Below are 23,473 nucleotides of genomic sequence, written 5' to 3'. Positions count from 1 at the left end.
AAACAAATCATTGGCCGTAGTGGATCTTGCTAAAGATCCTTCCTACGCGGAAAAGCGTTCGATATCAATTTCACGTTGTGACTTACTTTGCTTCGTGGTGCCGAACCCGGACTGGCGTCCGGAGCTACTTGTTGTCACTTCGTGACTTCAGGATTCGCCAAGCTCTGCAATAGACTGGACTGCTAATTTAGATAGCCGTTTTGGCGCTAGCCACGGTTTTGTCACCACTGAACCGGGGCTAACGCTGGTCCGCTAAAACGTTGATATTGACATCAGATAATGGGGGGGAGTTTTTCTTCCGGCCGATACTGCAGTTACCTCTCCACCGACGAAGGTGATTGCTGAAGTAGTAGCAAACGCACGGGCCTGAGTCCGACATACTGGCAGCAGATGTGTCGCCCTCCGGGCTATGTTTTTCCGCCTCTCCTGACCGGTAGCTTACGCTACCGGCAGAGGGTGTGTCGGCCTCCGGCCTGCAATCAATGCTACTAAATCAGCAGTCTGCGAAGTTGGTGGAGAGGTGGCAGAAAGCCAGCGCTACCAAAAATCACAAGGAGTCCAACGTTTTAGCTGCGACTGCTCTCCCGCCACTGAAGTTTTTACCACCGTGACTTACTCGGCGTCGATTTTGTCCAGCATCCACGGCGTCTGCGAACATGAGTCGTAGACCATGTTTTTTGCCAGTGGAAATTGATGCGAACGACTTTCGAGAAAGTGCATCAGATAGCCCGCCGTGTTGGGGAACGCGACCAAGTCGCCTCGACGAATCCCCGCAGGGAATCGCAGTTTTCGCAAGCAAATCAGCTCCGACTCGGTGCAGTAGGCCCCGACCAGAAAACCTTCCATCGGTTCGGCGTAGTGCTCGTTTTGTCGTTCGTTTTTTGAGCCGTCAGTCTGGGGAATCACGATCGGGTCGACTAAGAAATCATCGCTGCTGGTTCGGCACTGAGTCCGGTTCATCGACAATCCGATCAGCCAATCGCCGTCGCTGTTCTGCTTGCGAAACTCGACTCGGGCCACCGTCATGCCACAACCGTCCAGGATGCTACGTCCCGGTTCACAGCGGAGTTGCAGGCGGTGGTCGCGGATCTGGTCTGCAACCGTGCTGTTGGCAACTGGCGAATCCAGAATCTGGGCCAACCAAGCCGATCGAGTGGGAGATTGGTAGTAGGGATAGCTGTTGGGGTTACCGACGATCTTTCCGTCGATCGCGATCAGCCCCAGTCCATGATTGCGATAGGTCAGCGGCGACCGCTGGTTCAGTAACCCGCGGCGATGTTCATTCCAGAACGTTTCCCACTGCTCGCCGCTGGGCAGGTAGCTGATCGGAAACCCACCACCGATGTCCAAAAACTCGATTGAGTGCCCCAAGTCACGCAGTCGAGGCACTACCGCCAGTGTTTGCGCGATCGCCGAAACCCGTTGGCGAGCACAATATCCATCGAGATGGAAATGCAAACCGGTGACGTGAACGTCATTCCCATCAATCGATTTTGCAAATCGCTCGCATTGATCGATGTCGACTCCGAAGCGTGAGGTCAGTTTCTTGCCATCATGAACAAACCCGCTCAACCGAATCGCCACGACCGCTGTCTTGGCGTGTTTTTTTGCAGATTGAGTGATCAGCGAAAGTTCGTCTTCGTTGTCGATTGTCAACGTGATCTCGCTGCGAACGCAGACGTCAATCAATTCCTCGTTTTTGATCGCTGCGGTACAGATGATGTCGCTGGCGGCAATCCCGGCGTCGAGTGTTTGCTGCAGTTCATTCAAGCTGGCGACATCGACTCCTGAGCCCGCTAGCGGTGCTGCGTTGACAAACGTCAGACATTTGTTTGCTTTGCGGGCAAAGAAAACCCGGAAGTCCAACGACCGAGCCTTCGCGACCGAATTCAATTCTCGAACATTAGCCAGCATCGGCTCAGCGGTGACGAAGTTCAGCGGCGAGCCATGCTGCTGCAACAGCGAGGCCAATGCGGGATCATGCAGCAGCGAATTCATCCACGGTTCGCGACGGGCAGTCAGCGGGGGCGTACCGGTACAGCGGCTGTCGAGAGACGTTTTCGCTTGATCGGGGCTTCCCTGCTCGCATTTTTTAATGACGGCGGACGACGAGACACTTCTTTCGCTCGGGATGGCCGACATCAGGACAGAGTCCTTTTTCGCGAGTGAATGAGGCTGGTGGTCCAACGATCCAGATGAGCGTGAAGCGTGCGGCTGAGGGTGTCGTTGCCCAGCACACTGCCTTCGGTGACACGGCCAAAGATGGCAATGCCAGGTAGTTCATCTCCGTTTCGCTGCACCAAGCGGCCCGATTCGTTGACATGCAGCCCTGCCCGGTCGTGATGCACGAAAGTATCGCTGGCCAGACGGTCGAGGATACCGCCTTGTTCGTTTTGGTGAGGCCCAGGGATGGTCGCATCGATGATCAGGTCGACTTCCATGACGCGATTGCCACAGGCCAACGTTTTTTTACCAGTCGCGTCACGCATTGGCGTTGCATTGGCAAGAAAGCTGAGGTCGATCAAGCCGGCTTCGTAGAGTGCTAAGATACGGCCGACGTTTTCGGCAGGAGGGCCGAAGGCAATACGTTCCATCTCGGTCGCGATCCTTTGGAACCCATCGACGCTAGACGACGCGAGTCCTTCTTGGCTGACGAGTTCGACCAGAGCGGGGTAGAGTTGCCGCCACGCCAATCCCAAGGCCCAGGCCTCGTCGACCGGTTTGCGACCGGTCGCCACATCGTAGGAGTGTCGCAGTTGTGCGACGACCTCTCGGTCAACGATTCGCCAGCGTGACCAATCACGAAACCATTGCTGGACGTTAAACCGGTCAACGTCGGGCCGCAGGGTGTGTAGCGCCTCCGTAGCCGCATTGATGATAATCGGCCAAGCATCGGCGCGAAAATGAGGTTTGTCGTTTTCATCGTCGCTGGTGCGAGTCAGTTTTGCGGTCGAGGCCAGGATGCGAAGTTGTTTCGAGAATTTGGCCCAGACCGGTTTTAGTTTCTGCTCTTCTGTGACAAGCGACTTCGCCAGCATGGGACGTCCTGAACGCGAAAACGGCAGCATTCGCTTGGGCTCGTTTCCCGAGCACTGGTAGCTCCATCGTCCGTCGACCTCCGTGAACTTGCCTCCGCGTCCTTCGGTCAACGAAAGTGCGGCGTCAATCCAGGTCAAGCCGAAGCCTCGGATCGCGACGACCGATTCGGATGGAACCGCTGTCGACGAGAGTTGCGATTGCGTCGGGAAGATGCAAGGAATGTCCGCGATCACATCGCCGATACGATACGACTCGGCCGATCGCCAGCCTTCGTGGCCGACGGTCAAAACGACCTCGTCATAGCAGGCGTCGTTATTTGCCGTGCTCAAAATCCAGCGATCTTGAGCGTTTTCGATGTCGATCACCTTGGTCGGATGCAGATTCACCATGGCGACCTTTTGCAACCTTTCCATGATCCGCAGAAAGCAGTCGTGCAAGTATTCACCAACCACGCCCCGCGGTGCATAGCCTGTGGGATCCGACCACTCGGGCCGGTTTGCCGCAGCCCACTGCAGAAACGACATCGAGATTAGGTTGCGATTGCGTGGATCTTCGCGCCGCGAATCAGGATGCCGCGTATCAATTTGGTGGTTGGCAAAATTCATCCGCAAATGTTCGGGTTGGCGAGGATCGTAGACGACCCCAGCGCCGGGGAATGCCGATGGTTCATAAATATCAATCTGAACGGGGGCGCTGATTTTTTGCTGCTCGATCGCGTGCGTGATCCGTTCGAGACAGTACATTCCTCGCGGTCCACAGCCCACGATAGCGACTCGGAAAACCGTTTCGGGCTTGGTTGGTGCCGACGTGGTTCGGGGGGCTTGCGTTCTTAGTCCAATGCTCATGACATCACCGCCTTTTTCTCCGTTGCGTTTGTGATTCCCGCCCGCTGGCGGATCGTTTCGGGGTCGCATCCCAATTGATTTGCAACCCACTGGTCATTGAAAATGGTTTGTAGATAGCGTGTGCCGGAGTCGTGTAGGATTGCCGCACAGACCTTTCCGCTCAATTGTTCTTGCATCCGCCGGACGGTTTCCAGCACGCCGCCCGCGGAACCGCCCACCAACATCGCTTCGCGGTGTGCCATGCGGCGGCAACCGACAACACAATCGAGGTCGCTGACGCGAGCGATATGATCAAAGGTTTGGTTGCGTGCCAGCGGCGGCACACGGCCGGCACCGAGCCCGGGAATCATGCGATTGCCGGCGGTGCCGCCAAACAACACGCTGCCCGCCGAGTCGACCGCAACGACCTGGGTCGAGCGATTCATGGATCGCAGAAAATCGCGGCAACCTTGTGCAGCGCCAGTGCTGCTGGTGGCGACAAAAAGATAGTCCAGCTGGCCTTTTAACGCCTCGTCGATCTCACGCACCGTACCGATGCGATGTGACAGCGGGTTTGCGGGATTGGAATACTGGTTAGGCCAATAAGAATCGGGAGTGGTTTCCAGTAGATAGCAAACTCGCGCGAGACGGGCAGCTAAAAAGTCGCCTTCGAGTGGTCGCTCGACCAAATCGATCTCGGCGCCGAGTGCTTGCATGATCTCGATGTTTTGACGTTGAGCTCGGGGATCGACCACACAGATAAATCGCATTCCATAGTAGCGACAGACCTGGGCCAGTCCAATTCCCATGTTTCCCGACGAGGATTCGATCACGGTGGTGCGGCGGTTGATTTCGCCTCGCTCGATCGCTTGACGGATCATTTCGTGAGCGGGGCGATCCTTTGCGCTGCCGCCTGGATTGCTCGCTTCTAGCTTGGCAAACAGTGTGACGTCGGCAACATCAAGGTAACGACTCAGTTGAATCAAGGGCGTATTGCCGATCGCATCGAGTACATTTTTAGCAGGGGGAACGACCGTACACACGAATGGACTCTCCAGGGGGCGGTTGACATTTTGCCAACCTGCTTGTTCGCAGACGGCCGTTTGGGGATGGCACGTACTGCTGCTGCTAGTGTTGGAAGGGATTTGGTATTGGAAGAATTCAGTAAGCATTCGTCGTGCCAAAACAGCACAGTGCAGCCTCTTTGGCGTAGCCGTACTAGCTGATGCGGAGCACATTTTTGCAGTCGATTCCGCGAGCAATTACCCCGTCTGTCGCACGCTAGGACGCGAGAATCAGGACGTGATTATTGAGGAAGCGTCGGAGCGCGTCCGTCGGAAAGAGCTGCAAATTGCTAGTGAAAAGATTTCCCCAAACGCCCGGTTTGCTGGCAAGCACGCTGATCAATTCAAGGTCACTTGAGGCTGAAATCCTCGAAGGCCGGACCTCCACTCCGCTGCGATCCGGCATACATTGTCGCACGGCTTTGCACGCCGTTGGCGTGCTTCGAGTATTGACGTCGCCTTGCGTTTCAACGTCGATGTGAGAACGACAGCGTTCAGTGGGATCAACGAATTCACTTCAGCGCATCACCGTAACGGTTCCAGCTTGGAAAGCTGGCCGACAATGCTTTTCAAGCCGTTGGCGTGATTGACCATTTATTAACCGTTGATGACTTCGCCGCCGTTGGGGTGCAGCACTTGGCCGGTGATATAGGAGGCGTCCTCGGAGGCAAGGAAGACGTAACAGCTGCCGCATTCGTCGGGCTGTCCTGCCCGGCCCATTGGTGTGTCGCTACCAAACTTGCTGACCTTTTCCTTGTCAAAGGTCGCGGGGATCAGTGGCGTCCAGATTGGCCCCGGTGCGACCGCGTTGACGCGAATGCCATCATCCACCAATTTCTGTGATAGCGATCGAGTGTAGGCCACAATGGCGCCTTTGGTGGCAGCGTAGTCGAGTAGTCCCGGGCTGCCGCGATACGCGGTCACCGAGGTCGTGTTGATAATCGAGCTTCCCGCGTGCTCTTTCAAGTGCGGCAATGCCGCTTGGGTTAGATAGAACATCGGAAACACGTTCGTGCTGAACGTCGCAACCAATTGTTTCTCGGTGATCGCATCGATGTCGTCTTGCGGATGTTGTTCCGCGGCATTGTTGACGAGCACATCGAGACGGCCAAATTTCTTGACCGTCTTTGCGACCGCAGATTTACATGAAGCGGCCTTGCCGATGTCAGCCTTGATGGGCAAACAGGTTCGCCCTTCGGCCTCGACTAGCGACCGCGTTTGTTCGGCATCTTCTTTTTCGTTCAGGTAAACAAAGGCGATGTCCGCCCCTTCGCGAGCGAACATCACGGCGACGGATCGACCAATCCCGCTATCGCCCCCGGTGATCAATGCAACCTTGTCTTTCAATTTGCCGCTGCCAACGTAGTCCTCGCGGATCGTACGTGGTTGCGGTTCCATTTCAGCCTGAATACCCGGTTGTCGGTTTTGTGATTGTGCTGGTCGACTTTTTTTCGAGTTGGCGTTTCCCCGTGTCTTTGACTTGTTCATGCAATCGATCCTCAGGCGATTTTCTCAGTGCGTTTGAAAAAGAGTTTATTGCTTTCCTGTTTTGGGTGATTGCAAGTCTTGTTCCGGGGGACCGTAAAGCCGTTTCCCACAGTTTGTAAATCGGCCGCCATGCACGGGGCAGTCCCATGTTTGTTCGGCTTCGTTCCAGGAAACCGTACCGCCCATATGAGTGCAGACGGGATCGCATCGATGCAGCACGCCGCTTTTATCTCGGCAAATTGCGGTATGAACGCCTTCGATATCTCCTACCGCACCTTCGCCAGGACGAAGGGTGACGGGATCGATTTTTTTTGCGGGCAGAATTCGCTGAGCCATGCCTTTGACCGGGGCAGCCATCTCGGTGACGGCTCCGGTGATCGCCGAGACGCTTAGTCGCGCCGGCGACAGGGCATCCTGCAGCGTCGAAGATCCGCGAAAGATTTGGTCAGCAATCAACCATCCTGCCGCCGTGCCCCAAGTCAATCCGACGCCGCTCAATCCGGTCGCGATCCAGACGTTTTCCTTGCCAGGGACTTTGCCAATCATCGGCAATCCATCAGTAGGTTCAAAGAGCTCGGCGCTCCATCGCGACTCGATCGAGCGGACGTCAAATCGCTGACGGACATATTCCTCGAGATCCGCTTGCGCTTGTTTGGTGTCACCATCGCCAGTCCGGTGGTCGCAGCCGCCCACGATGATCTTGTTCGGCGACGCACTTCCCCAGCGGCGTGTGTAGAAGTAAGGATCCGAGTTGTCCCAGAACAGTCCATCCGCTGGCGGATTGGCCACTTCGGCCAGTAGTGCATAGGATTGATACGCCGGTGTTTCGATGTCCAGCAGCATCGAATCGGATTTGTTGCAGTGGGCCGCCAACACCAGATGGTCAAAGTGGGCGGTCCCGTCGCCGACGGACAGCTCGCGTGTTTGTTCTTCGAGCGAGACGCGAGCGATTGATTTTTCAAAAATCTTACCTCCGGCTTCGACTACCAAATCAGTCAATCGTCGCAGGTAGGCCATCGAATCCATACGTGCCATCGAGTCGATTCGAAAGCCGACGGTTGCGAATTGTAGCGGCGGCTTGTCACACCATTCGACCGGCAACCCTAGCCGAGCGGCGGCCTCGCATTCGTCGCGAAGCGAAGAGGCATCGTCGGCATGTTCGGAATAGTAGTAGCCTGGTACGCGAGTGAAATCGCAATAGTTAGCGGCGCGGTGTTCAATCGCAGCGATCGCGGCTTGGCGAAGCTGTACGTACTCGCGGCCTGCCGTTTCACCCAGTTTTGACAGCAACTCGCCGCAACCAATTTCCGGATGTGCGTCTAGGTGGCCGGTACTGCCGCCGGTGGTTCCTCCGCCAATAATCCCTGCCTCGTAGACCGCCACGCTGAATCCGCGATGCAGTAATTCCAAGGCCGTCGAAAGTCCGGTGATTCCGCCGCCCACCACGGCAACGTTGCTGGTGTGGGTGGCTGACAATCGATCAAATCGCTGTGTCAGCGGATTGGAATGAACCCAACACGAATGATGAATGGCGTTTCCGTTCATGATGAATCTCGGAGGGATGGGGGTTTGGTCAGCTTTGAGGGATCAACAAGCAAACCAAGCACACCGTGTGCCGTTGGTTCGGTTTGCGACCTCGCCAAAAACAACTTTGGAACCGAGCAGAAACCCGGCAGCCGCGTCGCCAAGATTTCAGCAGAAGCTGTATCGCCGGGTTAACTCATCGCTCATTTCGCTCTCGAGAGCCGATTTTCCTGCTCAATTCCGGTTTTCTCGCCTGCCAAGACGAATTCAGGTGACCATGATCAAGGGATAGTCTGTAGACTGTTGTGGCATCCTCGATGCATCGTTCCTTCCCCACCTGGCTGCCTTTTTTAGCCCCCCTGCCCTGCCCCGCATTGGTCCAACGCACCTATGAAAACGTTGCGTTTTGTTGTTGCTTGCTTGCTCGTGATGAACACGGTCACCGTGATCGCTGAACAGCCATTGACGGTCACGTTTCGCGACACCGTCCAGCCGCTGCTGCAGACCCACTGTGCCGATTGTCATAACGACGTGACTCGCGAAGGCGACTTGGATCTGAGTGTCGACCAGGACCTGGCATCGGTTGTCAAGAATTTTCGCCGCTGGATGGTGGTTCTCGAGCGGCTCGAAGCGGGTGATATGCCTCCCGAGGATGCTGACGAGCAGCTGACACAGCAGCAGCGTGAATCAGTCGTCCGCTGGATCGAAGCGGTCCGCGACGCCGAAGCCAAACGCACCGCCGGGGATCCCGGCGTCGTGTTGGCCCGCCGCCTAAGCAACGCCGAGTACAACCACACGATTCGTGATTTGACGGGAGTGGATATCCAACCGGCAAACGCGTTTCCGATTGACCCGGCCAACGAAGCGGGCTTCGACAACTCGGGGGAATCGTTGACGATGTCCCCTGCCCTGTTGAGAAAGTATCTCGCGGCCGCGCAATCCGTGGCGGAGCATTTGGCGTTAACGCCGACGGGATTCGAGTTTGCACCCCATCCGGTCATCACCCCCACCGATCGCGACAAGTTTTGTGTCAATCGAATTGTCGATTTCTACAACCGGCAACGGACTGATTATGACGACTACTTTATGCTGCTTTGGCAGTTCCAAAATCGAGACCCGCTGGGACGCTCGGGCGTAACGCTGACTGAACTCGCACGCCAGCACGGTTTGAGCGAGCGATATGCCGAGACGTTATGGGAGATGTTGACGGGCGAAGCGGAATCGGTAGGCGTGATCGCGGCGATACAGGCGATGTGGCTCGAATTGCCGGCGGGAGCGACGGAGCAACATCAGGCCGAGGCGCGAGCGGGCTGTGAACAAATAGCCGAGTTTGTCACGACGCTACGCGAAAGCTTGGTTCCGGAAGTACCGAATTTGACCTCCCCCGAAATGAACAACGGGTCTCAGCCATTGGTGCTGTGGAAGAACCGGCAATTTGTGGAGAATCGTCGACGTTACTCGGGCACGCCCTTGCCCGAGGGTGATCTCGGTTTGCCTGCGGACTCAGCGGCGGCCCAAGCGATGACCGCTGCCGACGACGCGGCGAAGGATCAGATGCACGAATCGCTTGAGCGGTTCTGCAGCATTTTTCCCGATGCGTTTTTCATCTCCGAACGCGCCCGGGTGTACCTGGATGCGAAGTCGGAAAAGAAACTGAAGGGGCGATTTTTGAGCGCGGGATTCCATAGCCAAATGGGATACTTTCGCGATGATGCCCCGCTGTATGATTTGATGCTCGATGAATCGCAGCAGCGCCAGATCGATCGATTGTGGACCGAGCTTGATTTCGTCACGTCCGCACCGATGCGGCAGTATAGCGGATTCATTTGGTTTGATCGCACGGACTCGACCTTCATGCGGGACCGTGAATTCGACCGTTATCGCGCCGAGGACAAAGATGCGACGTCCACTGAAAAAGTCCAAGGGCTGGCGGAAGTTTACCTCGCCAAGGCCCGCCGATTGGGATCGAGTGATCAGGCTTTGGCGGCGATCCGCCGCTACTTTGACGATATGTCCGCGACATTCCGGCGACTGGAGCAGTTGCAAATTCAGTCGGAACCGGTCCATGTTCAAGCGTTAGTCGAATTCACCGAGCGTGCTTTTCGCCGTCCGTTGTCGCGTCAAGAACGCGAGGCAATCAAAGCGTTTTATCAAACGCTGCGTGACGTTGATGGACTGAGTCACGAAGACGCGATCCGCGACAGCGTGGTTCGCGTGTTGATGTCACCTCACTTTTGTTATCGCGTCGATCTGCCGGGTGACGGCGGTGGCGAAACGATTGCATCGCCGCGAACGCCGGGCGTGCAGCCGCTTGATGATGTGGCGCTGGCAAGTCGGCTGAGCTACTTTTTGTGGTCCAGCATGCCTGATCCGGCACTGATGCAAATTGCCGAGTCGGGGCGTTTGCACGAGCCCGGCGTGCTGGTCGACCAAGTTCGCCGTATGCTGCGTGACGAGCGTGTGCATGGTTTGGCGACAGAGTTCGCAGGCAACTGGCTCGATTTCCGGCGATTCGAACAGCACAACGGAGTCGATCGAGGCCGTTTTCCGCAATTCACCGATGAATTGCGGCAGGCGATGTACGAGGAACCGGTTCGCTTCTTTTTGGACATGATCGATCGCGACGCCTCGGTTCTTGAGTGTTTGTATGCGGATCACACGTTTGTGAATCCCGAGTTGGCGAAACATTATGGCGTGCCCTCCGAACAGATTGCGGATTCCATCCATGGCTGGAGCAAACTCGACGAGGCAAGTCGTTGGGGACGGGGCGGAATGTTGCCGATGGCTGTCTTTTTGACGTACAACTCGCCGGGGCTGCGTACCAGTCCGGTCAAACGCGGCAATTGGGTGGTCAAACGGATGCTCGGCGAGAATGTGCCCGCGCCGCCAGCGACGGTTCCCGAGCTTCCCGAAGACGAATCGAAACTCGGTGATCTGACGCTTCGCGAGGCGCTTGCCCGTCATCGTGCGGATGCGAGTTGTGCGAGCTGTCACGAGCGGATCGATTCCTTTGGACTCGCTTTCGAAGGCTATGGACCCGTGGGCGAATCACGCGATACCGATCTTGGCGGCCGCGCCGTGGATGACACCGCGGTGTTTCCGGACAAGAGCGAAGGCAGCGGACTCGCCGGGCTGCTGCAATACATTCGCGACCAACGACAAGACGACTTTGTTGAAAATTTGTGTCGTAAAATGTTGGCCTATGGACTTGGGCGAACATTGCAACTTTCGGACGAAGCAACGATTGCTCAGATGCAGTCAACGCTGGCGGAACAGGATCACCGTTTCAGCAGCATGATCGAAGTGATTGTGACGAGCCCGGCGTTTCTGAATAAACGAACCCAATTGGAACTCGAGTGATGAAGACTAGCATGGATCGATCTCAACAAAAAACATCTGCCGCGGCCTCTTCATCCGCGTCGACTGCGGCTTCCCACCGACTGTCTCGCCGCACGCTGCTGCGGGGAACCGGCGTCGCGATGGCGCTGCCGTGGTTGGAATCGATTCCCGTTTGGGGAAGCGAAACCGTGGCCGGCAACGATCCCACCGATTCCCCAAAACGCTTTGCAGCGGTCTTTATGGGGTGCGGGATCAACAGCGACCATTGGTGGGCCAAGGGAAGTGGCGACCAGATGGAATTGGGTAAAAGTTTGCAGCCGATGGAACCGCTGAAACACAAGATGAATTTCATCACCGGGCTGTTCAACGAAAATGCGACAGGTGTTGGTATTCACCCGGGGCAAACGGGGAATATCTTGTCGGGAGCATCGCTGCAAAAGGGATCCGAGCTGCGTGGCGGCATCAGCATGGATCAAATGTTGGCGAACCATTTCCAAGAGCAGACGGCCGTCCCCAGTATGGTCTTGGGCTGCGAGCAACCGGTGACCGGTTATCATGAAACCAACTTTTCGATGGCTTACAGTTCGCACATCTCGTGGCAGAATTCGACGTCCCCGGTGCCAATGGAAGTCTATCCATCACTCGCCTTTGACGCGTTGTTTGACAATCACGGCAGCCGTCGCAACGAGAGTATTTTGGACCGCGTTCGCGAAGACGCCGTGTCGCTGAGTCACCGAGTCAGCTCGGCGGACAAGGCCAAGCTCGAGGAGTATTTGAGTAGCGTCCGTGAAGTCGAAAAGCGAGCCGCGTCGATGCGAGCGGCTCGCGACAAGGCCGCCTCGCGAGCCAAAGATCATGGCAAAACGATCGCGATGATGAAACGGCCCGACGATGGATTGCCCGAAGACATTCGCGAACACATGCGGTTGATGTGCGACATCGTCGCGCTCGGTTTCCAGAGCGACAAATCTCGCGTTGCCACGCTGCTGCTAAACCGCGACTTGTCGGGGTTGTTTTATCCGTTTCTGGATGTGCAAAGCACGCATCACTCGGCGTCGCACCGCGACAAGTCGGACGAGTATGAGCGGATCTCGCGGTACTACTGCAGCCAGTACGCTTACTTGGCCAACAAGTTGGATGCGATGCCCGAGGGGGACGGCACCGTGCTGGACCATTCGTGTTTGCTGTTCATTTCGAGCATGTGGTCGGGAAATGCACACGATTCAAACAAGGTTCCCGTATTGTTGACCGGCGGTTTGTCGGGCGAACTCGAAACCGGCCGCGTGCTCGATTACATCGACAAGGGAAACGAGAATCGCAAACTGTGCAGCATGTACCTTTCGATTATGGATCGGATGGACATCAAACTCGATCACTTTGGTGACGCCGAAAAACGGCTCGCCGATCTATAATCGGAATCGTAGTGGACGAGGCTACGAGTCCCTCACCCAAGGCTCAATCCCACGGACTCGTTGCCTCGTCCACTACGATGGTTCCCGGCGTATGAACGTGGGATTGAGCATCCATTTGCCAAAATCTATTGACTCTGAGGCGAATTGCAGCGTGACTCGTCGGGGGGGACGCCTATAATCGTTGGGATTGAGACCGTTAAGGCGGATCGATGATGGATGATCTGATCTTGATTCAACTCGTTTGAATTCGTCCCGCCTACGCTGTGCTCCCCCCAAATCTCTCTCGGTGAACCTAACAGCGAGTGCCGAGAGCCCACCCCGATCGATGCCCAGGAGTTTTGCGAGTGCACTTCTCTGTTCGAGTCGCCATGAGCCTCGTGTTTTCGGTGGCGCTCAAGTCCGCTTCGGACGCCAACGAGGGTGCGGTGTTTTTTCGTGGGCTGAATTTGAATGGCCCCGAGGTCGTCATCGATGGGCATGTTTGGGAAGGCCGTGAATCGAAAAACTACGTTTGCACCGACAAAGCATTCGAACAACAAAACGTTCCGCTCGTGCCGTCGACCGATGCGGATCGAGCGAAGATGATTCGCAGCAGTCGCTGGAACGGCAATCGCATCGAGCTTAAAAATCTTCCTGGCGGCACCTTCACCGTGTTCCTGTATGTGTGGGAGGATAACCGCGCCGAGACGTACGAGATTCGTGTCGATGGTAAGACGGTGGTTTCTCGGTTCAACAGCGGCGGCGCCGGCAAGTGGCAAAAGCTAGGGCCGTGGTACGTCGATGTCAGCAAGGGATCGATCGAGCTGACCAGCAAGGGAGGTGCGGCGAACTTTTCCGGCATCGAGCTGTGGCGTGGCAAGCATGACGGATCAAACGATCCGCCGATCACGGACGAGCAATTGGCGTTCTTCGAAAGTCGCATCCGCCCTCTGCTGGCCACGCATTGTTACGAGTGTCACAGCAGCGAAAGCGATGAACTGCAAGGCGGATTGCTGGTCGATTCGCGGCCGACGATGCGTCGTGGCGGTAACACCGGACCTGCCGTTATCCCAGGCGATGTGGAACACAGTTTGTTAATTCAAGCGGTGCGGTACGACGATGCGATGGAGATGCCGCCAGATGAAAAATTGTCGGACGCCGAGATAGCGGATTTGGAAAGCTGGGTCAAAATGGGGGCCCCCGATCCTCGCAGCGACGCTACTCGTTTTGTTCGCAAGAAGATCGATGTGAACAAGGCTCGTCAATTTTGGTCGTTGCGACCGATCGCGGATCCCATCCCGCCGGAACCCAACGATGCGAGCTGGGGATACAACGAGATCGATCGTTTTGTCGCAGCCGGACTGGACCAGCACGGGCTGCGTCCGATCGGCGACGCCGATAAACGCACGCTTCTTCGGCGAGCGACCTACGATTTGATCGGTTTGCCTCCGTCGCCCGACGAGGTCGCTTCCTTTTTGGCGGACGAATCCTCGGACGCGTTTGCAAAGGTCGTCGATCGGTTGTTGGAATCGCCTCATTACGGCGAGCGTTGGGGGCGACACTGGATGGACTTGGTTCGTTATGCCGACACCGCTGGCGATAACTCGGATTATCCGATTCCAGAAGCTTATCGGTATCGCAATTACATCATCGATTCGCTGAACGCTGACAAACCGTACGACCAATTTTTGCGAGAACAGATCGCTGGCGATTTGTTGCCTGCGATGACGGATGATCAGCGGAACGAGCAAACGATCGCGACGGGGTACCTGGCGATTTCACGGCGATTCGGCTCGGTCGTCAAAGACTACCCGCAACACTTGACGATTGAAGACTCGCTCGACAATATCGGCCGCACGGTGCTAGGGATGACGATCACCTGTGCTCGATGTCACGACCATAAATTTGATCCGATTTCACAAGACGACTACTACGGACTGTATGGAATCTTAGCAAGCAGCCGTTATCCCTTTCCGGGAATCGAGCTTGATTCCAAACCTCGCGACTTTGTGCCGCTGGTAGAAAAAGGCAAACCGAGCAAGACGCTTGTCTATGCGATGGCCGACGGGGATGCGGACGACGCCGCCGTTCATCTACGTGGCGAACCGCAAAAGCCCGGCGACGTGATTCCTCGCCGCTTCCTCGAAGTGTTGGGCGGTCAGACGTTGTCCGCCGAAGAGACTCGGCACAGCGGCCGATTGTCATTGGCGATGTGGTTGACCGCCGCGGATAATCCGCTCACCGCTCGCGTAATGGTCAATCGCATTTGGCATTATCACTTCGGTACGGGGCTTGTGAAAACCCCCAGCGACTTCGGTGTGCGTGGATTGCCGCCGACGCACCCTGAGCTGCTCGATTGGTTGGCGTCTCGCTTTATCGCCGACGGTTGGTCGATCAAGCAGATGCATCGACGCATCATGCTCTCGCGGACGTATCAACTGAGCTCGCAAGGCGACCACAACACGGCCGCAATCCAAGCTGATCCCAATAATGATTGGCATTGGCGGTTCAATCGCCAACGACTCGATGCGGAATCACTGCGTGACACCCTACTGCTGCTCAGCGGCGAATTAGATACGCAGATGCCACGCGAACCGCATCCGTTTCCGCCAAAGGACAAGTGGAAATACACTCAGCATCATCCGTTTCGTGACGTTTATGATTCGAACAAACGAAGCGTATACTTGATGATGGCTCGGCTCAATGCCCGACCCTATTTTACGACGTTTGACGGTGCCGACCAAAACGCCAGCACGTCGGTGCGTGACAGCAGTGTGACGACGGTGCAGTCGTTGTATTTGATGAATGATCCTTTCGTGCATGAGAAAGCAGCGAAGTTGGCAGCACGATTACTGCAGCCGGACCTGGATCACGACGCCCGTTTAGTGTTGGCGTACGAATTAATCCTTGGACGTCCACCCACCACGGCCGAACGCAGCGACATCACCGAGTGGATGCGGTTGATGAATGAAGCGTTGAAGCAATCTAAAAATGATAAAGCGGTTCGCGAGCGAGAGACATGGACGGCGTTCACGCGATCGATGCTGCGAACGAACGAGTTTCTGTATGTTGATTGATCCAACCCACCGATTGTTGACACGATGAATCTACCTCGCGTTACGCGTCGCAACTCGATCCGCTCGCTGATTGGCGGTTCAATCTTGTTCCCAGCCATCGTTTCCGAATTGATGGCGGCCGAGGAACCCACGTCGCTACCGAGCGGACCGTTGACGCCGAAACCACCGCATTTTCCGGCCAAGGCCAAACGGATCATTATGGTGTTTGCCACTGGCGGTGTCTCGCATATCGACACGTTTGATCCAAAATCGTCTGGCAAAGGCCGTGACGGCAGCGGCAAAGACAAGTTGATGGGCAGCGTGTTTCCGTCGAGCGCGAACAAGCAATGTGGAACCATCGTCAGCGATCTGTTTCCGCACCTTCGCGATTCGATGCAAGACATCTGTTTGATCCGATCGATGAAGTCGGCGCACTTTGATCACACCGAAGCGGCGGTCGGGATGCACACGGGGTCGGCAACCTTCACGCGGCCGAGCATGGGATCGTGGCTCAGTTATGGCTTGGGCACCGTCAATCAAAACCTGCCCTCGTTCATCGTGATCGCGCCGCACCTGCCGTACGGTGGGACTCAAGTTTACGCCAGCGATTTTTTGCCGGCGTATCACCAGGGAACACGAGTGATTCCAGGCAAGGAACCGATCGCGAACTTGGGCGCCAAAACCACCCAGCAAAAGATCCAGCAAATGGAGTTACAGCTAGCCGACGTGTTGAACCGTCAACATCTTGCCGGCCGCAGTGACGATTCCCAACTCGCGGCTCGGATCAAGAGTTACGAGACCGCCTTTCACATGCAGACCGCTGGTCCCGAAGCGTTTGATGTTCAGCAAGAAGACGACAAAACGCACGCCATGTACGGACTGAAGCGAGGCGACACGCAAAGTTTTGCCTGGCAATGCATCGTTGCTCGACGTTTGGCCGAACGCGGCGTGCGGTTCATCGAGCTTGTCGATAGCGGTTCACGCCCCAATTGGGATTCGCACGGCGACATGAAAGAACATCAGCCGCTGGCCAAGGCGTCGGACCAACCGCTCGCGGCACTGATCCGCGACTTGAAGCAACGTGGTATGTTGGACGAAACCTTGATCGTATGGGCCACCGAATTTGGACGCACGCCTACGAAAGAAGGCAAGTTCGGACGCGGCCACCACGGCGATTGCTTTTCGATTTGGCTGGCGGGCGGAGGCGTCAATGCGGGCATCGTTCACGGTGAAACGGATGACATCGGAAAATCGATCGTCCGCGGACAAGTCGATGTGCACGACTTGCATGCGACGATTTTGAATCAAATGGGAATCGATCACACCCGGCTGACCTACCGTCATGCGGGACGTGATTTTCGGCTGACGGATGTGCACGGCCGCGTTGTCAAAGAAATCCTGGCGTAGCGAAAGTCGCCAAGACTTTTGGTGCATTTAGGAACCGTTCGGAAATAACTTCGTCATTTCAAGATGTTACTCGAACGACATGAAGCCTCCGGTGACGCTTGGGCCGTTCTGCTAGAGCTTTGCTGGAATGTGCGTAGGTCGGCCAGCATTGGAGGTAGTGGACGAGGCAACGAGTCCCAGCGACTTCGTGGCACGACAGGACTCGTTGCCTCGTCCACTACAAAGAAAACACTTCCCGCGTGATTTGTAACATAACTGGAATCACGAAGTTATTTCCGAATAGTATCTTACCGGCGCCAACCGAGCGATCATCGCAATCTCGCTAGTGATGTCCGTGGTCATGTTCGAACAGCGATTTGACGCGTGCGATTACTTTCGGTTCACCATCGGTTCGATATTCTCCCTCGCCACCCTGTTTTCGCCCACAGGTGTATTTCAGCCACACATTGGCGTGACCAAACAAGCCGCTGTAATCCATTCCCCAGGTGCCTTCGCCGTAGCCATGGTCGGCATTGGTTTTGCGGTCGCGGCCTCGGTGCAATAGACCCGGATGCAGATCGGGGACCTTTGAAAATGCGGCTCCACCGCCGACGAACCATGCACTGTATTTTTTGTTGGGGCTGCATTTGGCCCACGGGGCGACGCAGTGAGGATTGCCCGCTCGAGCACAATCGTCCATCCGATATCGCTTGGGGGGACAATCGCCGCGATTGATGTCGCCCGGTTGTTCGTGTTTGGGTTTGCGTGGATGGCCGGGATCAAGGCAAATGCCGTGGTGCGAAGTGTGGAATTCTTCGTGCCCGTGCTCGGTCGTATGCTCTGACGCATGCTCGTGCACGTAGGCATGGTCCTCCGCGATCTCGTACTCGTTGATGTCGTAATGAGGCATCTCGTAGTGAGGCATCTCGTTGTCGACGATCTCACTTCCCTGGTAATACAACGCGTCGTCGTGGTAGCGGGGAGATTGGGCAACGCTGCCGGAAGCGGTCGCCAGACTCATCGCGACGCCGAGTGACACCGTGGCGATCGATCGAAGTCGATTCGAGATATTCATCATCCATCCGTTTGGCAAGAAAACAAAACGCCTTGCCAAAAGATCGGCACAATCGCACCACCTTGACGCGGGGAATCGAATTATCCATTACAGCTAGAACAACCGGCAAGGTTTATCGCGGCGCTAGCTAGCAAATGGGTTGCGATTGAATTTCTGGAATGGCAGCCGTACGCCGCCGACAACGTATTGATCAACGCGGATCGAGGCGTTGGGATCAAATCCTTGTTGCCCGGCAAAGGTGACCACGTCGTCTTGATCGACCCCGTCACCGCTGACGCCAAAACCGCCAACGAGCGTCGTTTGCGAGTTGCCGATGTAAAGCGGGGTGCTGCCGGGGAAGAAAACGATGCCGTTTTGGTTTGCTAGCGGTTGCACCTCATTGGTGCCAGCCACGACGACGGCGTCACCTGGGTCGCGGAAGTTGCGGCTTGGGTTGAAGGCATCAAACGCCAAGAAGCTGTTGGTGGTTGTACTTCCGTAGACGTCAAAATCCAGCGGTTGATCGTTGACGATATTCTCGGCGGTGACCGGATTGATTCCCGCAGTCCGCAGAATACTGTGCGGTGCAATTTGCTGGCATGCTCCAGGTTTCTGGTCACACAGGTCCGCAGCCGAGTCGTTTTGCAAGCCACCAGCAAGTGACGGATCGACGTTGGAACCGGTCGGATAGCGAGGTTCGACAATAAAACGGAAGGTGCGGTTGGTCAGTGCGGTGCCCAGTGGCACGGTGTCACCCGAAGCGTTTTCCAGCGACTGGGTAATCGGTCCGAACACGTCGTCGCCATTGAAGTCGATGCGGTCGATTGCTTGCAGTGCATCGGCGTCGGCGTAGTAGGCAGTGTTGCGAGCCTTGGCGATCGAGACATCGATCGAAAAGACGGTCGCGTCGGGCATTCGGTAAAGTCCCAGCAGTTCGCCGTTTGTATCCGCGACTGCCAGTACCATGCGTGTTTTCGCACCGGGACGGAAGTTGTTGTCGATATCCAATCGAATCGCCGCCCGCGTGCGGTCGGCTTCGTTCACGCCGGTGAGGATAATCTGCTCGACTCGTTCGGCGGTCAATTCGGTATCGACGGCCGAATCATGCGGTGCCACCAACCAGCCTTCGGGGACCGATTGTCCGGCGAGCAATGTGTCGCCGTCTCCGTTGACGACTTTGTTTTCACCCGAATCACTGCCTCGACCGAGCGAACGTCCAACTTGGATCAGACGATCGATACCCGGTTGGCGGAATGATGGATCGGGGTGCGGTCCATAGATTTCCAGCGTGATGCCGACGAGGTCAATGCGACCGGTGGGCAAGAAGAAATCGGGAAGCGATGGCAGGGCGTTATTGAATTCGCTCAAGTCGCGAACGAATGCCGAGGGTCCCACCAGTCCCGTGCCGGCGGCGGCAATCAGTGCCGTGAATTCGGCTTCGAGCACCTTCGATGCATTGGTGCGTTCTTTTTCGGTTTGAGCAGTGCCACCTCGCTCGCTGGCGTGCTGGAACCCTTGTTCGTGAGTGGCAAAGCCATCTTCGCCAGGGAAGAAAACGCCGATTCCGCCGACCAAGTTAAATGATTCGCTGAGCGGCACGTTGGGCGTTGAGCCATTTGGATTGGTGACCGCTTTATAAAGCGGAATGCCACCAGGCAACGTTGCGATGCCGCGGGATTGGCTGTCCAGAAACGTTTCGGTTGCGACGCCGTAGGACTCGGGCCATGTTTGAAAGAATTGATCGGCGTTTCGCGGCACATATGCAGGATCGGCGTTGAATCGCGAACCGAGCACAAAGTCATCGCCCGTGATGGTGATTTCGGTTTGGTCGTCCTTCGTCACGGCTGTCGACTCGGTGATCCCGTCGGCGCCGGCATGCAGTTGGCTGTCGCGGCTTTGGTGTTCGATCGCGAACAAGTCGACTTGCGGGGCAAAGTTCACCTCGGGTGGGAAGTGGCCACCGACGCCGATCGGTGCGACGAATCCAGGTCCGCGATAGGCGGGGTCATCGCTGACGGGCGACGATTCGACCTCTCGCTGAGTGACCGTCGACTGGCTGATGAAGCGAACCGTACGGCTGGTCAGCGGCGCGGCGTTGCTGCTAAAGAATGCTGCGGTGCGAGCTTTGGCCACGGCGCCATCGATCGCAAAGGCGAGCTGTTCGGGATCATTGACGAGGTCCGCATTGACACTGTCTTCGACTCGGACGCCGAGAATTCGGCCGTTGCGATCGACCACCGCGATGATCGCATCGTTGCTGCTGGTGGCCATCGAAGCACGCTTCAATAGCGTTTGGACATCACTCGCTTCGAGCAGGTTTTGGTCACCGAGACTTTCGGCGGCATTGAGCGATGCGAAAAACTCGTCACTGGCGGCTTGGAACACACCATCGCTATCGACTTGGCTGGCTTTGGCGATATTCGCAAAATCAGCCGTTGGCAACTCGGCGAGCGCAGTCGATTCACCGATGCCCATGCGATTGAGATGATTGATCACGACGAGCGCGTCGAGCGCGCTAACGTGGCCGTTGTTGTCGACATCGACCATCGAGGGGGACGTGGCGGCTGCTTCGGTTTCGGCCTGCGTGGATTGCGCCGACGACTCGTCCACGCCTGCGACTCGCTGCAAATAGTTAACGACCACCAATGCATCGAGAGTGGACACATACCCGTCCAGGTTCACATCGGCCGGCAGCTGGTCGTTGTGCAACCCGAGCGCGTCCCCCCCCGCCATCAAATGGCGTTGCTCGAGCCGTTCGGCCACGAGACGTCGTTTTGCTTTTGAACGACCGAGGGACGATGCAGTCATAGAATTCACAATTTCGCCGCAAAAAAACGGGGTGGAGCAAACAGGATGCGAGGGGCACTTTAAATCGGCTAGCAATTTCTACCTCCCCCCATCTTAGTTCGGTTGACGGCCAAGTCGAAGCAGATTGCGAATTTGCAGCACCGGCCTACCGGAATAATCCGCACGTTTTCACCAAACGATACAAAGCGAACCCCCACTTTCGGCCGATAACGTTAGCGAGCGAGTTGGGTGAAGGGGGGCAGTCACAGCCCGTCCCGTGTCGCTGCAGAGGCGAGGAAGAATGAGGAAGAATACAGAACAAACATGATTGATCTTCGGGGAATCACAGTCGCAATCGCCTTGAACCTGGTTTGGGTTGGGCTGAGTGTGCGCGCCGAGGAAGGTGTGGATTCCCCAACTGAAAGCCGCGTCACGCTGAGAGAACTGCTTGGGGCCGGTGGAAAAGGGGCCGGTGGAAACGAAGCGTCGAAGCCAACTGCCGACGCCGGAAAACAAGCTGTTCTGGCGAACCAGCAAGCTTTGGCTGAAGTGCCCAGTGAGCCCAGTGAGTCGCGTTCGCAGCATTCGTTTCGAGATCTGCTGAGCAATACTGTCCGTCAAGCATCCGATTCGATCATCAAAGAGATCCGACCCGATGCGGACGCTAGTGACGTCGATCCATTCCAGGATGATGAGGAACGGGATGTCGAGGAACGGGATGCCGAGATCCGTCCCAAGGTGCTGCGTGATCCGCTCGAACCTGCACACGAATTGCCGCGGATCAATCTAGACCTCCTCGATGATACCAATCCGCTGTATGTCGCCGCCCGCGATGCACCGTACGGATTCACAGGCCCCAGCGGCGTGCTGCCGACCGAGCATCAAACCAGCAGCCACTTTATTCCGGTCGAGGATCGTTGGCGACTTGGGCAACCCGATGCGGACCGCTACGGCAAAGGCCATCCGCTTAACGATGATTACTTAGGTGTCGAAGGCGCTTTTTGGGATCCGTACAACCAAAACGTGCTCAAAGGTGACTATCCGATCATCGGTCAGCACACGTTTTTGAAGTTGCAAGGCAAGAGTTTGACGCTGCTCGAAGGCCGTCAATTGCCGACGCCGACGACCCCGTTCGAGGCGACTCGCAACCCAGGAGCAGTCGGATTTTTTGGGGATCCTGATTCGTTTCTCGCCGCTCAATACACTTCCTTTGCGGTCGACCTGTTCCACGGCAACACGTCGTTCAAACCCAACGATTGGCGACTTCGGCTGAATTTGGTTCACAATGTCAATCATTTGGTTGCGGATGAATTAGGCGTGGTCAGCCCCGATGTTCGTGCGGGAACGAGTCGCCATCGAGACGATTTTGCACTCGAAGAATGGTTCTTTGAATCGAAAATCTCTGACCTCAGCCCGTATTACGACTTTGCCTCGGTCCGTGTCGGCAGCCAGCCGTTTGTCAGCGATTTCCGCGGGTTTATCTTTGCGGATATCAATCGCGGCGTTCGTTTATTCGGAACGCGACACAGCAATCGCGATCAATTCAATTTGATGTGGTTCGATCAAACCGAGAAAGAAACCAATAGTCTGTTGAACGTCATCGATGACGATCGCAACCAAAATACCTGGATCGCGAACTACTATCGCCAGGATTTTTTGTATCCCGGTAACACCGCGAGTGTTTCATTTCACGCCAACCACGACCGGGCCTCGTTTGAGTTCGACGAGAACAATTTCCTCGTTCGTCCCGATCCGGTCGGTGTTTTCCAGCCGCATGATGTACGCTCGTACTATTTCGGTGTCGCAAACAATGGGCACATGGAGCGGATCAACGTCAGCAGCGCGTTTTATTACGTGTTCGGCCGCGATGAGCTCAATCCAATCGCCGGTCGCGAAGTGGACATCAGTGCCTACATGGCCGCGATTGAACTGTCCTATGACCGCGACTGGGTTCGGTTCCGCACGTCGTATCTGTTCAATTCAGGCGACAGCGACACCAACGACGACAAAGCGACTGGATTTGACGCGATTTTTGCCAATCCCAACTTTGCCGGAAATGAATTCAGCTACTGGGGACGCCAAGGCATCCGGCTGTTTGGCGTCGAGCTGACCAATCGGCTGAGTCTGAATCCAAGCATGCGGCAAAGCAAATTCCAAGGGCAAACCAACTTCGTTAATCCCGGTTTGCACCTGTTTAACCTAGGTTTGGACGCCGACATTACCCCGCGGCTGAAAACCATCAACAATTGCAACTTTCTGTGGTTCGAAGACACCTCGTCACTGGAAACCTATCTCTTCACAGGAGAAGTCCACAAATTCATCGGCACCGATATTAGCACTGGCCTTGAATACCGTCCGCTGCTAAATAATAACATTCTGTTATTGGGTGGTCTCGCGACACTCATTGGCGGCAATGGATTGGAAGACCTATACCAGAACCTCGACGGTGAGCTCCGCAACCACGTGGCGGGCTTCCTCGAACTGGTCCTAGAGTTCTAGCTAGCAAATACGCTGGCAGTGA

Annotated in this window: 12 protein-coding genes; 5 read left to right on the top strand and 7 right to left on the bottom strand. The window is 56.1% G+C overall.

Features of this window, described 5'->3' with window-relative positions; all coding sequences use genetic code 11:
• Positions 1-612 precede the first annotated feature (612 nt).
• The 5 genes from ABD971_RS24650 to ABD971_RS24630 all read right to left on the bottom strand — a co-directional run bounded on the left by ABD971_RS24650 (position 613) and on the right by ABD971_RS24630 (position 7,960).
• The gene (locus tag ABD971_RS24650; RefSeq protein WP_345326497.1) at positions 613-2,142 is read right to left on the bottom strand and encodes a Y4yA family PLP-dependent enzyme; all 1,530 of its coding nucleotides are present in this window, start codon (positions 2,140-2,142) and stop codon (positions 613-615) included.
• A complete protein-coding gene (locus tag ABD971_RS24645) occupies positions 2,142-3,884 on the bottom strand; it encodes an FAD/NAD(P)-binding protein (protein ID WP_345326495.1) in 1,743 nt (580 codons plus the stop codon). Before ABD971_RS24645 ends, ABD971_RS24650 begins: the two co-directional genes overlap by 1 nt.
• Complete coding sequence (gene sbnA, locus ABD971_RS24640) at positions 3,881-4,906, bottom strand: 2,3-diaminopropionate biosynthesis protein SbnA (protein ID WP_345326493.1); 1,026 nt, start codon at positions 4,904-4,906, stop codon at positions 3,881-3,883. The genes ABD971_RS24645 and sbnA overlap by 4 nt, the downstream gene beginning before the upstream one ends.
• Before the next feature lie 618 nt (positions 4,907-5,524).
• Positions 5,525-6,415, bottom strand: a complete 891-nt coding sequence (locus ABD971_RS24635) for an SDR family oxidoreductase (RefSeq protein ID WP_339944339.1) — start codon at positions 6,413-6,415, stop codon at positions 5,525-5,527.
• Between the two features lie 45 nt (positions 6,416-6,460).
• Complete coding sequence (locus tag ABD971_RS24630) at positions 6,461-7,960, bottom strand: FAD-dependent oxidoreductase (protein ID WP_345326490.1); 1,500 nt, start codon at positions 7,958-7,960, stop codon at positions 6,461-6,463.
• A gap of 369 nt (positions 7,961-8,329) precedes the next feature.
• Between ABD971_RS24630 and ABD971_RS24625 the strand changes: the two genes are divergently transcribed.
• The 4 genes from ABD971_RS24625 (at position 8,330) to ABD971_RS24610 (ending at position 17,132) form a co-directional block, all read left to right on the top strand.
• Positions 8,330-11,299, top strand: a complete 2,970-nt coding sequence (locus ABD971_RS24625) for a DUF1592 domain-containing protein (protein WP_345326488.1) — start codon at positions 8,330-8,332, stop codon at positions 11,297-11,299.
• Between the two features lie 11 nt (positions 11,300-11,310).
• Positions 11,311-12,690 carry a DUF1552 domain-containing protein gene (locus ABD971_RS24620; RefSeq protein ID WP_425571364.1) on the top strand — a complete coding sequence of 460 codons (1,380 nt, stop codon included), beginning with the start codon at positions 11,311-11,313 and terminating at the stop codon, positions 12,688-12,690.
• Between the two features lie 368 nt (positions 12,691-13,058).
• Positions 13,059-15,746 carry a PSD1 and planctomycete cytochrome C domain-containing protein gene (locus ABD971_RS24615; protein ID WP_345326486.1) on the top strand — a complete coding sequence of 896 codons (2,688 nt, stop codon included), beginning with the start codon at positions 13,059-13,061 and terminating at the stop codon, positions 15,744-15,746.
• Positions 15,747-15,770: 24 nt separating this feature from the next.
• Positions 15,771-17,132, top strand: a complete 1,362-nt coding sequence (locus ABD971_RS24610) for a DUF1501 domain-containing protein (RefSeq protein WP_345326484.1) — start codon at positions 15,771-15,773, stop codon at positions 17,130-17,132.
• A gap of 322 nt (positions 17,133-17,454) precedes the next feature.
• Here ABD971_RS24610 and ABD971_RS24605 read toward each other — a convergent pair whose 3' ends face one another.
• On the bottom strand, positions 17,455-18,186 hold the full coding sequence (locus ABD971_RS24605; RefSeq protein ID WP_345326482.1) for a hypothetical protein: 732 nt from the start codon (positions 18,184-18,186) through the stop codon (positions 17,455-17,457).
• Positions 18,187-18,309: 123 nt separating this feature from the next.
• The gene (locus ABD971_RS24600; RefSeq protein ID WP_345326480.1) at positions 18,310-20,973 is read right to left on the bottom strand and encodes a dockerin type I domain-containing protein; all 2,664 of its coding nucleotides are present in this window, start codon (positions 20,971-20,973) and stop codon (positions 18,310-18,312) included.
• Positions 20,974-21,276: 303 nt separating this feature from the next.
• Between ABD971_RS24600 and ABD971_RS24595 the strand changes: the two genes are divergently transcribed.
• The gene (locus ABD971_RS24595) at positions 21,277-23,451 is read left to right on the top strand and encodes a hypothetical protein (RefSeq protein WP_345326478.1); all 2,175 of its coding nucleotides are present in this window, start codon (positions 21,277-21,279) and stop codon (positions 23,449-23,451) included.
• Positions 23,452-23,473 lie beyond the last annotated feature (22 nt).

It is taken from the genome of Novipirellula rosea, assembly GCF_039541335.1.
Taxonomy (GTDB): Bacteria; Planctomycetota; Planctomycetia; order Pirellulales; family Pirellulaceae; genus Novipirellula; species Novipirellula rosea.
The sequence above is the reverse complement of the archived record's forward strand: the minus strand, read 5'-3'. Positions and strand labels throughout refer to the sequence as shown.

What these genes read in the sequence shown, in the direction of transcription:
- ABD971_RS24635 (WP_339944339.1), bottom strand. Translation starts at nt 6,415, where the DNA reads ATGAACAAGTCAAAGACACGGGGAAACGCCAACTCGAAAAAAAGTCGA.
- ABD971_RS24615 (WP_345326486.1), top strand. Translation starts at nt 13,059, where the DNA reads ATGAGCCTCGTGTTTTCGGTGGCGCTCAAGTCCGCTTCGGACGCCAAC.
- ABD971_RS24610 (WP_345326484.1), top strand. Translation starts at nt 15,771, where the DNA reads ATGAATCTACCTCGCGTTACGCGTCGCAACTCGATCCGCTCGCTGATT.
- ABD971_RS24595 (WP_345326478.1), top strand. Translation starts at nt 21,277, where the DNA reads ATGATTGATCTTCGGGGAATCACAGTCGCAATCGCCTTGAACCTGGTT.
- ABD971_RS24650 (WP_345326497.1), bottom strand. Translation starts at nt 2,142, where the DNA reads ATGTCGGCCATCCCGAGCGAAAGAAGTGTCTCGTCGTCCGCCGTCATT.
- ABD971_RS24620 (WP_425571364.1), top strand. Translation starts at nt 11,311, where the DNA reads ATGGATCGATCTCAACAAAAAACATCTGCCGCGGCCTCTTCATCCGCG.
- ABD971_RS24630 (WP_345326490.1), bottom strand. Translation starts at nt 7,960, where the DNA reads ATGAACGGAAACGCCATTCATCATTCGTGTTGGGTTCATTCCAATCCG.
- ABD971_RS24625 (WP_345326488.1), top strand. Translation starts at nt 8,330, where the DNA reads ATGAAAACGTTGCGTTTTGTTGTTGCTTGCTTGCTCGTGATGAACACG.
- ABD971_RS24645 (WP_345326495.1), bottom strand. Translation starts at nt 3,884, where the DNA reads ATGAGCATTGGACTAAGAACGCAAGCCCCCCGAACCACGTCGGCACCA.
- ABD971_RS24600 (WP_345326480.1), bottom strand. Translation starts at nt 20,973, where the DNA reads ATGACTGCATCGTCCCTCGGTCGTTCAAAAGCAAAACGACGTCTCGTG.
- ABD971_RS24605 (WP_345326482.1), bottom strand. Translation starts at nt 18,186, where the DNA reads ATGAATATCTCGAATCGACTTCGATCGATCGCCACGGTGTCACTCGGC.